This window comes from Tunturiibacter lichenicola, from assembly GCF_051013355.1.
Classification (GTDB): Bacteria; Acidobacteriota; Terriglobia; order Terriglobales; family Acidobacteriaceae; genus Edaphobacter; species Edaphobacter lichenicola_F.
Genome location: NZ_CP132945.1, coordinates 93,824 through 106,322 on the forward strand (window position 1 = coordinate 93,824; position 12,499 = coordinate 106,322).

At 58.4% G+C, this 12,499-nt stretch carries 6 protein-coding genes and 1 pseudogene; 3 read left to right on the plus strand and 4 right to left on the minus strand.

Translation table 11 applies throughout. The features are described 5' to 3' along the window. The first annotated feature begins 146 nt into the window (after positions 1-146). A complete protein-coding gene (locus RBB82_RS23430; RefSeq protein ID WP_433975528.1) occupies positions 147-740 on the plus strand; it encodes a sigma-70 family RNA polymerase sigma factor in 594 nt (197 codons plus the stop codon). Beyond that, positions 737-3,574 carry a protein kinase domain-containing protein gene (locus RBB82_RS23435; RefSeq protein ID WP_433975529.1) on the plus strand — a complete coding sequence of 946 codons (2,838 nt, stop codon included), beginning with the start codon at positions 737-739 and terminating at the stop codon, positions 3,572-3,574. The genes RBB82_RS23430 and RBB82_RS23435 overlap by 4 nt, the downstream gene beginning before the upstream one ends. A 327-nt stretch (positions 3,575-3,901) precedes the next feature. On the opposite strand, the gene RBB82_RS23440 is transcribed toward RBB82_RS23435, so the two are convergent. The 3 genes and pseudogenes from RBB82_RS23440 to RBB82_RS23450 form a co-directional block, all read right to left on the minus strand. Then, the gene (locus tag RBB82_RS23440) at positions 3,902-4,468 is read right to left on the minus strand and encodes a hypothetical protein (RefSeq protein ID WP_433975530.1); all 567 of its coding nucleotides are present in this window, start codon (positions 4,466-4,468) and stop codon (positions 3,902-3,904) included. A gap of 366 nt (positions 4,469-4,834) precedes the next feature. Next, entirely contained in the window at positions 4,835-6,430 is a 1,596-nt protein-coding gene (locus RBB82_RS23445) for a tetratricopeptide repeat protein (protein WP_433976003.1), read from the minus strand. Between the two features lie 150 nt (positions 6,431-6,580). Next, positions 6,581-6,856: pseudogene (locus RBB82_RS23450) on the minus strand (winged helix-turn-helix domain-containing protein); the annotation flags it as partial. Between the two features lie 184 nt (positions 6,857-7,040). Here RBB82_RS23450 and RBB82_RS23455 point away from each other — a divergent pair. Beyond that, on the plus strand, positions 7,041-8,324 hold the full coding sequence (locus RBB82_RS23455; protein ID WP_433975531.1) for a vanadium-dependent haloperoxidase: 1,284 nt from the start codon (positions 7,041-7,043) through the stop codon (positions 8,322-8,324). A 313-nt stretch (positions 8,325-8,637) separates the two neighbouring features. On the opposite strand, the gene RBB82_RS23460 is transcribed toward RBB82_RS23455, so the two are convergent. Beyond that, positions 8,638-12,498 carry a hypothetical protein gene (locus RBB82_RS23460; protein WP_433975532.1) on the minus strand — a complete coding sequence of 1,287 codons (3,861 nt, stop codon included), beginning with the start codon at positions 12,496-12,498 and terminating at the stop codon, positions 8,638-8,640. Between the last annotated feature and the right edge of the window lies 1 nt (position 12,499).

Genomic DNA, 12,499 nt, shown 5'->3' on the forward strand with positions numbered 1-12,499 from the left:
AAGCCACAGAGCTAGGTGGTAATTCAGTTCAACCCTATCGTCTTTGAACCGACACTGAACTCTAGTCATCGCGGAATCTTTGACCTGCAATTCCTTTGGGGTTATGCTTCCGTAAACAACGTGCTTGCCCCGTTCCCGGACATTCGATGGCTACGAGAGATGAAGGCCCGGCCCCCCATTCGCAAGTAACGGAATTGCTTGTTCGCTGGCGAGAGGGCGACCACGCGGCCCTGGAGCAGCTGGTTCCGCTTGTCTACGAGGAACTGCGCCGCCTGGCGCGCAGTCATCTCCGTCGTGAAGCGGCCGGTCATAGCATTCAAAGCGCAGGCCTTGTTCATGAAGCGTACTTGCGCATGGTCGGAAAGGATCCACCTGACTGGCAGAATCGCGCCCATTTCTTTGGAGTCGCTGCTCGTTTAATGCGAGAGATTCTGGTGGACCGCACACGGAAATTCAGAGCTGCCAAGCGGGGCGCGGGTGCGGGCGAACTTCCATTGGATGAGGCCATCGGCCTGCCGCATCAGAGAAGCGTGGATCTGATTCTCCTGGATGACGCTCTCGAACGCCTCGCAAAACTCGACGAACGCCAGTGCCGGATCGTCGAACTCAGGTTTTTTGCCGGTCTCTCACTGGAAGAGACCTCGGTTGCTCTCGGCATTTCGGAGGCTACTGTCTCGCGTGAATGGACGACGGCGCGACTTTGGCTGCGCCATGAAATCGCAGGACCTCGAATGGCATGACTCACGAACGATGGCAGCAGGTGAAAGAAATCCTCGACGGTGCCTTGCACATTGGTGGGGAAGAACGTGCGGCTTTTCTGGGACGTGCATGTCAGACAGACCCCTCTCTCCGAGTCGAGGTTGACGCCCTTCTTGCCTCAGCTCCCGATGTGATGGAGCAGTTCCTCAAATCCGCGCCGCCGCAGCGCATACAACTGGCGAAAGGTTCTCGTCTCGGACCATACGAAATCGACTGTCTGGTCGGTTCCGGGGGTATGGGCGAGGTCTATCGAGCTCGCGATACGCGGCTGGGGCGAGTCGTCGCTATCAAGGTCTATCTTGAGCCTCTGAGAGCGCGTTTCGATCGAGAAGCACGGGCCATCTCCGCGCTGAATCACCCCAACATCTGCACGCTGTACGATATTGGACCGGATTACCTGGTCATGGAATTGGTGGAAGGCCGATCGCTGGCGGATCGGCTAAAGCAGGGACCGCTTCCTGCTAACCAGGTATTCCAATACGGCGCGCAGATTGCCGATGCTCTGACGACCGCGCACGCCCAAGGAATCGTCCATCGCGATCTTAAACCCGGAAACATCATGGAGACTGCCAAAGGGATCAAGCTCCTCGATTTCGGTCTGGCGAAATATGCAACAACGACCCTGCTAGAGGACGCCGAGACAACCCTGACAATGCAAGGTGCGGTTCTGGGAACGCCCGCCTACATGGCTCCCGAACAACTCGAAGGCCACGACTGCGATGCTCGTACCGATATATTCGCCCTGGGACTGGTGCTCTTCGAGCTGGCGTCGGGCGGCCGCGCGTTCGGCGGATCGAGTCGAGCAGAGTTGATATCTCAAATCATGCACGGCGAACCGGCGTTTGAAAGGCTTGCGCCGCCGACATTCCGCCATCTCGTGGAACGATGCCTTGCGAAAGATCCTGCGACGCGGTGGCGGTCAGCGTCCGACGTGAAGCTGGTTCTCGAAGAGCTGGAGAAGAAAGCGGCATCCACGCCCATGACGCCGAGCGTGTTCGTAGCAACGACAAAGCGTAACGGGAGATCAGTATTGACGCTTGCAGTTGTAGTATCGGCGCTGGTCGCTGGAGTTCTTGCGTGGACCTGGTGGACTCGCCAGACAATCCAAAACATCAAATTGATTCCGCTGACCACTGACCCCGGAGTTGAACAGGAACCGTCGCTTTCGCCGGATGGAAGCCAAGTTGCATACTCGTGGAACGGCCTGGACCAGGCGAACTTCGACATTTATGTGAAGACCACAAAAGCCGGAGCCGCGGTGGCCGCCCCACCTTTACGGCTGACGCGAGATCCGGCAGACGATACGAATCCGGTATGGTCACCGGATGGAAGTTCGATCGCTTTCCTGCGTAAATCGGATGTTGGAAACCAGTTCGGCCTAATGCTGATGCCGGCTCTCGGTGGACAGGAACGCAAGCTAGTTGAAGTCTCGATCGGGGAAACGGGTTATTTTTATTCGCCCTATCTGGCGTGGGCACCGGACAGTCAATCACTCATCATCACCGACCATGCATCCGCTGGACGCCCCACCGGTTTGTTTCTTGTTTCCGTCCGCACTGGAGAAAAACATCAACTGACCTTTCCGCCCAGCGGGGTAATCGGAGATCATTGCCCGGCGGTATCTCCGGACGGCAAAACTCTTGCCTTCCGACGCGCACATGCAGAGGGCAACTGGCGGGGAACCATTTATCTGCTCGGACTGGACATCGACGGCAAGGCTCGGGGTGAACCCCGGGAAGTGGTCTTCGCGCCCTGGGTTGCGACCCCAAGTGAAGTCTTTAACTGGTCATGCGTGGCCTGGACGGCGGACAGCCGGAAGCTGGTCTTCTTCCACGATCTTGGGCTCTGGACCCAGCCGCTCTCACCGGAAGACCGAAACCCCACCCGCGGTCAGGCAGTCATGGCAGTCGAGACTGGCGCCGGCCTCAACTTCATCACGAGCTCTCTCACCTCGCCACGTTTGGCTTACGCCCTGAGAAACGGCGGGGGACAGAGTATCTGGCGCATGCATATTCCGGAGAGACATACAAAAGGAGGGCCGCCGGAGAGAATGTTTGCATCAACCAGGGACGAATTTGCTCAGCAATATTCTCCCGATGGCAGGAAGGTGGCGTTCGAATCCAAGCGGGGAGGTAACCTTGAAATCTGGGTTTGCGAAAGCGACGGCCAGGGCTGCGCTCAGCTCACTACAATGGGATCCTCCGCAACTGGCGTACCGACGTGGTCTCCCGACGGGAAGCAAGTTGCCTTCTACTCCAATGTGCAGGGCAACCCCGAGATATTCGTAATCCCGGCAGAAGGAGGAGCCACGAGGCGCCTCACTTCTCTAACTGCCGGAGCGATGTTCCCGCGCTGGTCGCGCGATGGGAAATGGATTTACTTCTCCTCCACGGAGAGTGGCGCCACCCAAGTGTGGAAGGCGCCTTCCGGCGGCGGGCAACCTGTTCAGGTAACTCATGACGGCGGGCTGATTGCTTCCGAATCGCCCGATGGAAAATGGCTCTACTTTTCCGGCGAAGGCGCGGACTCCAGACTTCGCAAAATGCCGGTTGGAGGCGGTGAGGAGACACAGGTTTTGCCTTCCATCACCAGTTGGAACTTTGCCGTGATGGACGATGGCGTCTATTTCCTCACCGGGACCGGCCACCGCTACGCAATCGAGTTTCTTAACTTCGCTACCGGCAAGACGGAAGTGGTAGCCCCTGTTGGCCAGGCCTACTTGGGGTTCAGCGTCTCCCCAGACCGTAAATGGATCCTCTACGACCAGATCCTTCCGCCGAGCAGCGAGTTGGTTCTGGCGGAGGGCTTTCGATAAACTGCTAACACTCAGATTGACTTGAAGAATGGAGCGTCACTGAAACATAACCAGGGTCATTGTTCAGGTATGGCAACTCCAAGAAAAGACGCGCCCATTCTCAGCTAACGCGTAGCAGAGAACCAGAACCAAGGTGTTCTGATAAAGATCCGCCAGCCCGAGATAGTCCAGATACCCCCTTGCGCCTTCGAACTTGCCGGTTCTGCCAATAATGTAGATCGGTAGGCCCCTGGAATCGCCACGATTCCAGGGTTTACCTGGAGGAGCGGAATCCGGAGAAAACTGGCTCATGGAGTTTCGCTCTTGCGGGCTTCCAGCCGCCTCCCCTCAGCTTTCGCTCGATTTGGAATTGTCAGGGTGTCTATCGGCGTAACAGACGTTGCCGGAGTAGCGAAGCACCACCTCGCCTTTGCTGAGATCGACTGCTCCCCATGCATATATCTTGCCGGATGCGCCGGCGAAGCGCCCGGTGCCGGACCTGCTGAGGTTCACTCCGTCCAGATAACTGCCGGCGTAAAGGCCGGGGACAGGGGTTGGGAACAGCGTCACGGTCGCCTGATCGAGGGAAACGGTCTCACCCGTGACGGTCACCCAATGGTGCTGCACGGTGAGCCGGATCGTTCCGCCCGAGCCTTGCTCTTGGTTGAAGACATGGACGCCGAGGCCCCCGGCCAGATCTCCGGTGGCGCTGCCGAGAGTGTCGGACGAATCGACGAAGTTGGTGGTTATCCCGCCTGCCACTTCATGGCAATTTGCCTCGGCCCGCACGCCGGCGCAGCACAGTATTACGGAAACGGCGACTGCAGCTACCTTGCTGAATTGAGTAAGCATGTTTCCTCCATTGGCCTTCGAGATAGCTTCCGAGGCTTGCCTTGGAAGCTTCATTAAACTCATGCGCAAGAACTCCGTCATTTCCCTCACTGAAGGCAACAATTTTGGCATCAAGAGCTCCCCGCTTCACCGGTTATGGCTCAGCGGGGAATCTGATCGAAGACGTACTCGTTCGTTCGTCCGAAGAAAACTTGGACGGACGAAGGAATGCCGTTGGGCACATTTAGCTGCAGCAATCCACTTGAGTGAAAAGTCAGCCTCTCGGACACTTGCAACCGGCACCGCAGTCCTCGGGAACCACTTCTCCGAGAAGCTGGTTTCACGGCCGAGTGAAAGAACAATTAGTAAACAGAAGCCGAGATATCAGGACAAATTACGATCACATAAGTAAGGTAAAACGGCTTCCCAACTTCCAGGGAGCCGTCAGGGTCAGTTCAGCCCGACGCGGCGCACCAAATCCTGAAAGCGCGGGTCGCCGCGCAGCGGGTCATACAACGGGAAGACCTTGATGTATATCAAGATATTGGATTGTTCCTCATAGGCCCGCTCAAACCACGTAAATGCCTCATCGTTGTCGCCGAGGCCCAAATAAGCATGCACAAAGGCACCGGCAGGAACGTAGCCAGTCTGCTGGCGTTTTTTCAGTTCGCCAAGGAGCTGAACTGCATCTGCTCGTCGCCCGGCTTGGGCATACGCCCAGATCAGCGCACTGATAACCCCTGGGCTCCTGTTCGTAACAGAAACTGCCTCCTCCAACTCAGGGATTGCCTCGTCGGCTTGATGGTTGCCAATGAGCGCCCATCCAAGGGGCCAGAGGGGAAGTCTGTCGTCCGGTCTTACCGCCAGCACATCTCGGAACTCTCGTATTGCCTCGTCATAGCGATGTGCGTTGAACAGAGTCCACCCGATGGTATGGCCGGAAGTTCCGAGAGGGTCAAGATCGCGGGCGCGGCGGGCCCACGCCAGCGCCTCCTCCATACGTCCATGGCACAACAGCCAGTCAGAAAATCGGTCGTGCGCAGCAGCGTCGTTCGGATTCAAATCGAGGGCGCGCCTGTATTCTGTCTCCGCCTCGGTCCACTTCCACTGCCTCATATATATGTTGGCCAGAAGGACATGCGCGTCGGCGAGATCAGGATCCAGCTCCAGCGCCGTTCGAGCCGCGTTGATCACCTTTGGACGCGTTTCACTCGGGGGAGCGCCGACATAAACTGTGCCAAGTGCCTCATATGCCGATGCGAGGCCGACGTAAGCTTGCGCAAATGCCGGGTCCTTCCTGATCGACTCGTTGAACCAGGCGATACGTTTTTCGATCTCGGCTCTCCTGTTACCTTTGGCAAACATGCCTTGGAGATAGCTCTCGTAAGCTTCCGGCGACACCTGACGTGCAGCAACAAGTCTGGCGCGCTCTTCGCCTGAGACCGTAACCTCCACTCTTTGGGCGATGGACCGTGCGACTTCGCTCTCCAGCGTGAGGGCGTCGCCGAGTTCGCGGTCGTAGGTCTCGGACCAGAAGTGCTCGTCGGTCGATGCACGAATCAACTGCGCGTGAACACGAATCCGGTCGCCTTCTCGTATCACAGATCCTTCCACGAGGGCATCCACCCCTAGCTTTCTTGCGATCTCCGGCGCCAGGAGCACGGTGTCCTTGAATTGCATCACCGATGTGCGTGAGATGACGCGGAGCCCACGGATCATGGACAGGCGTCCGATAACCTCCTCGGTCATGCCGTCGGCAAAGTACTCCTGTGCGGGATCGCCGGAAAGGTTTTTCAGCGGCAGTACCGCGAGGGAAGTGATTTTGGGAGCTTTCGCATGAGCCGATCTGTTCCGGGTGAGGATGTACGCTGTGGCAGCGATCAGTACGAGCAAAGACATTGCTCCAAGCAAAAGCCCCCTGCGGGCAAGCCAATTCCTCTGTCCCTGACCGTTTTCGGCAGCAGGCAATTTCACCGCGGTTCGATCCTGCTGCTCCCCCACCGAGCGCAGTCCAGCTGTCGGCAACCAGCCGTTGGGCTCCGACACGAGATTCTGCTCGCTTGTGCCGACGGTTGATGCTTCAGGGCTGGGTGTCTCCCCCCGGTTTTCTTCCTCGGGAGGAACGACCGGCACAATGAAACGATACCCTTGGCCGATGACTGTTTGTATGAATCGCGGGCACTCGGCGTCATCCTTCAGCGCCTGCCGAAGCTTCCGGATCGCGCCCCTGATGCTGTTGTCGGTATCCAGGAAGACACCTTGGCCCCAAACCCTGGAAACGATTTGCTCCCGGGTAACGATCTCGTCCCGGTGTTCAAGCAGCAGGAGAAGGATCTCGAACGGGATACGCTCAAGCTTCAGTACATGACTGCCACGGCGGAGCCTCCGAGGACGCAGATCAACCTCGTAGCCCTCGCCGAACCGGATCGGTTGCTCCACTCCAGCTGGCTCGGAAGCCATGGCACACCCCATGGAAGCTGAGTGATTTTACACCACGTCGGTAGGGGCTGACGCAAGTGCAAACCACGCTTGTCTTTAGAGCGACACACAAAGCATAACGCCGCGACACACTCTCCGATATGGACAATAGGCCTCCTTGCGGCAAATATGTCGATTACTACTGACCGAAAGCCAGTGAAAAATCGGAGGAAACGCAATGAAAAAGATAGATGGCGACACGAAGAACCGGGTTCTCGGGCTATGCATGTTGATTGCGACTCTATTCGGGTCTGACGTCGCGAAAGCCGATGCCGTATTGGATTGGAACGTGATCGCGGTGAACACAGCGGTCACGAACGGCCAAAACCCGTTCGCCCAGGCGCGATACGCGGCAATCGTACAACTCGCTGTATTCGAATCCGTGAACGCCATTACGGGCGAGTATCATCCCTATCTTGGAACGATCGTAGCACCCCGAGATGCATCACCCGAGGCGGCAGCCATCCAGGCTGCCTATCGCGTACTTAGGACCTATTTCACAGCTAGCGCCTCGACCCTCGACACCGAACGCGCCAACTCTCTCGCGTCTATACCGGACGGTCAAGCCAAGACCGACGGCATTGCAACGGGGGAAGCGGCAGCTTTGGCCACGATCGCTCTGCGCGCAAACGACGGATCGTCGCCTCCGCAATTCAAGATACCGGGGCCGCCGGTTCCGGGGGAATGGCAAGCCACACCGAGTTGTCCAAGTGTGAATGGAGTCTCCGTCGGGATCGCGTATCAATGGCAAAACGTAACTCCGTTCGGTATCCCGAGTGTTAGTGAGTATCTCCTAGACCCACCGCCAGTGCTCACGAGCCGCGAATATGCGAAAACCTACAACGAGGTGATGACGGTGGGAAGCATCAACAGTACAGAGCGACCACAAGATCGTGCGAATGTCGCGCTCTTCTATGCCGCGGCCTCGCCAACTCAGGTCTTCAACCAGGCCGTACAGCAGGTTGCGCAGGAGCGGTGGCATTCTCTGACCGACAATGCTCGTGCGCTGGCCCTAATTAACATGGCAATGAATGACAGCTTAGTCGCGGCATTCTTCAACAAGTATCACTACAATTTCTGGCGACCCGAAACAGCGATCCATGCTGGGGACACAGACGACAATCCGAAAACTGATCCTGATCCTAGCTGGGCCCCCTTTGTCACGACTCCATGTTTCCCGAGTTATCCCTCCAACCACGGCAGCGCAGCTAATAGCGCCGCCGAGATTCTGAGACGCATATACGGTGAAGGCGGGCATTTGATGACGTTGTCAAATCCCACCGTGCCCGACATCGTATTGCGATACACGACGTTCAAGCAGATTACCGACGACATCTCCGACGCACGTGTTTACGGTGGGATACACTTTCGAACCGATCAGGTCGCAGGCGAGCGCCTGGGAAACGCTATAGGAAGGGCCGTATACAGAAACAACTTACGTCGCATGCACGATGACGACTGAGCGCTCCGTTCGAGAGCGATTCGCCATTCGCGTCCTGCGGTCCGCTGATTGTGCGCTGCGGCAACGAATACAGGTCAGCAGCTGTGCCAGTATAGCGGGCGCGGAAAAGACGCCTTCGGCCTGGGAGCGCTACGCGCTCCCACTTTCCGCACCACGACGACGAACAAGCTCTCCACCGAAGTCTGTACAGGGTCAGCAAGGACGAAAGAACAGTCACAACGGTGTATCCACACCCTGGTTCCGACAATGGGCTTCATATAGTTTTCAACTCTTGACCGTTTTACCGGCTAACTCTGAAAAAGCAATCAAGCGATCAGCAGATGGCAGGGACTTGCGTGAGGGGGGAAGTGCGTAGAATGCGTCGCAGTCCAAGGTCTGCCCCTAGGGGATCTTCTGTTGGCGTCCCGGTCCCAGTATCGTTCGCGATCCGGAGTTTGCCGACTGCTGCGGTGCGATCGAGATCGCCTACTGTGGGATCCACGTTCAGAGGGCCGGGCAGCAGTTCCACTGCAAGGACGCTTAGCGGGGAAGTGAGCGGCAAGCTGAGGGTGGCCAAGAGACCTTCGATGAGTTGTTCGCTGAAGACGGTGAAAGCGCGCGGCTCGCGATTGACAGAATGATTACCGTTCGTAGCTGGTGCAGCGTGGGTCGCCGGGAGGTGTGGCGAGACTTTGTTGAAGGGCAGCTGCAAGACCGGCGTGGCCTCAAGCAACAGGGGTGGAGGGTCGGGCAGTAGTTGGCCCTGCAGGTGGGTAAGTAGGATATTGCGGTAGGATGCGCCGTCCGTCTGCAACACCTGCGCATAGAGCATGAACCAGATAACGGTCTGTGGATCACCGAACTGCAGATCGTAGAGACGCACTCCATTCAACAGTGTGGTGGCGTAGGGTGCGGAGACGAAGATGCTGTCTTTGGTGCGATTCGGCGAGCAGATCAGATGTGGGCATGGGTGCTGGATCCCGGTGACGCGGACTGGTCGCCCGTAACGGCCTTGTGCGGTCGACCATTTCTGGGCGTGCCCGACTCGGAACTCATAGGTCCAGAAACCGAAGAGATCGAGGGCTTCAGGAGAAATGCCTTGAGGCAACGGCAGGATAAAGTGCACGCCGTCGGGCTGACCGCCCGAAGGAATGGCGGGGATGAGGGGAGTCATGGCGTCAAGTCCGGATTCATCGCTGGACTGGGTTGCGAAGATGGTGCGGATCGGCTCTGGGTCGATGGGCAGCGGCGGTTCGACGGGCGCAGGAAGCTGATCAGAAAGCGGCAGTTCGTAGTTGAAAATGAGCCGCGCAGCGAGGAGCGGGTCTGGCCCAGACGCGAGGACGCGGCCGAAATAGACATCGTCGGAATCGGCAATCGGCTGGTCGAACTCGATCCACAGGTGTCGGTCCCGCAGCGAGGTCTGAGAATAATCATGCGATGCCTCGTAGGGAGACTCAGCGATGCCAGTTGCAACGATCCTCGGCGTTTGCGCTGGCCGTGTGGTGATCGGAAGATTGAGGCTTGTGTAGATCTGCTGCAATGCCGGTGCGGATTTGAATGATGCGACAGCTCTGTATTGAGGATTCAGCGGAGCGGGAAAAGACCCTACTACGGGATCGGGCTTGATAGCATCGAAGAAAATCAGGCGGGTTGTGGTGCGGTCGGCTGGCGACCCCAATGCTCCGAGCGCCGCCGCGGGCACAGTACGCGGCAGGCTGAGCAGGCCGATCGGTGATAGGCTGACTTCGCGGAAGAATGTCAGGGCCGGTTCAGCGAAACTGTCCCAGGTCCAGTCGCGGGCGATGTCGATGACGAAAGCGACAATCCAGTGGTCGAGCAGCTCCGCCTGATTGGTAAATGTGATCGCGCCGCCATCTGCCGCGAGAGAGTTGCGCAGCGCTCCGGAGGCTCCAAATGCGACTCTTTTACCGAGAGGCGCAGAGAACGTGAGGCCCTGTACATTAAGTGAAAGATTTTGTGCCAGCAACTGTTGCAAATTGTTTCCTGGCTGGAAAAGGAAGGCCCTTAGCTGTTCTTCGGGCGCGAATGGGAAGAGGTCGGTTTCATTGGACGCTTCCTGACGCACAATGTAGTCGCTGATCAAGCCTGGTGGCGGCTCTGGCGTGCCGTAGTAGTTGCTCTTGATGGCGGAGAGCGGTTGCAGGCGGATGCGTATGTCGCGTCCGGTGGGAATGGGAATGACGGCTGAGTTATCAGGCGGCGCTATGAGGGTGGCGACGTCATCGGTGTCGACGTAATTCAACGACAAGGTGAACGTTTGATCGGCGCTGGCGGGGAACGGTTCCACCAGCGAATAGATGACGCGATAGTTGCCGCCGTCGAGTTCGCCGGGCAGCCTGCCCTGAGTACCGGTGTCGTGCGCGGGGATGCGGGCTTCTACGGTGACCTGGAAGCGATCGACATCGGGGTCGGGCACGCTCAAGGCGCGTCCAGAGGCTTGGGCTTGTGCGAGGAGTGCGGCGAGACTGGCTCCGGTGAAGGTGGCGGGGCCTACTCCCGCGAAGACGGCTTCGGGATAGCCAATGTGGGGACGGTTTACAGCCAGGGTGGTAATGGTTCGGGTGGCATCCTGGCGTGGGTAGACAGGGATGCCACCTTCAATGATGGGCGGCGCGGGTGGGGGCGTACTTAGCACTTCGAGTGATTTCGGCGGTAAGTAGCGCCGGAAAGGACAGAATCCAACGGGCGCCAGGCCGGGATGAATGGGTTCGTCGGAGGCACCTGGACCACCGCCCGTCAGATCGACAAAGCGCACGCGAAAGTTATAGTCCTTGCCGTAGCGCAGCGGGGGCACCCCCGTCATGTTGCCCGTGAGTGCGCTGGACGGCATGTTGATGACGCCGGGATTGATATTGGTGATGGTGTCGTCGTGGACCACGATGCTGCTGCCTCGCCATTGCGAGAAGTAGAGCGGCAGCCATGCCTGTTCCGCGTTGGGACTGACCCAGTCGGTAGGGACGGGGCGAACGGGCGCTGGGGATACCCATAGTTCACCGCTTGGCGTTGACCCGGAGCCGTTGGTGGTGGAACCGCTGAACGGCAGGTTGCCTGTTACGTTGCAGAGGGAGTGCCAATCGGTGGTTCCGGCTTGCTGGACATCGATGCGATAGCCGAGCACTCCCAGCGGAGATTCGGGAGGAGGAAGAAGAGGGGGAGGAGGGGGAGATCCGCTGATCCGGAAGCGCAAGAGGTCGAGTTGGCGATTGAACCACGTCGTCACTTGTTCGTCGTCCCAGCCGATCTGCACGCCTGTTTCTGCTCCGGGAGTGATCTGGGTGTCGTCGCCAGTGGCAGCATCGACGGTAGTGGGCTGGTTGCAGTGGACCACTTGCGCAAACCCGTCATCGTAGATCTCGGCCTCAAGCTGTGCCTCGGTCAGATCGCTTCCAGGCGTGACAACCACGGGAAAGAGGGTCGCGGCAAAGAGATCGCGGCTGGTCAGGGCATCGAGTTGCGGAATACGCGCTGCGTATGACTTGACCTTGTCGGGGTTGGTTGTGAAGTCGTTTACCCAGGGATGGCTGACGGACGAGGTGTCGAGGGCGAAATAGAGCCAACCTCCGTCTTGAACTGTCGCCGTGGGCACGTCGAGGATGACCTCATAGATGAGGCCGAGGGCCAAAGCGAGTTGCGGCTGCCGCAGCGCATAGGAGAGGAGTTGTCCCCAGGCGATGATCTTGGGCGGCGGAGCCTGTGGTGGATAGAGTTGCCCTGGCGACTGCGCGGCGAGCGCGCAGCCGTAACCGTCTCCAGTGACGACGTCCGTGGTGCGCGGTCGCTCGAAGGGAAAGGCCGAGATGTAACTGGGTGGCAAAGCCTTCTTGATCCGGACGGAAGCGGCTGGGACAGAAGGAGTCGCAGTATTGACTGTGGTGCCGGCCGGCAACTTCGCCAGCAGGTTGTTGAACAGGCTTACCGAACCGATGGGTGGAATAGCTAAGAAAGGCACTGTCAAGGCCACCGGACTCGTCGTGCTGGGCAGGCTTGCCAGACCCGCGATAAAAGCGGCGTCGAGATTGACCGTTGTCCCGGCGAATTGGGGCCCGGTACCGAGCGCAGCCAAAGGATTGCCCACCGGCAACAGCATCAGGTTCACCGTCAGCTGCTGTTTGGTGGCGTTCCAGTTTTGCGGGAAGGCCATGAGGCTGAGTTCGAGATCGCTAAGTGCCATG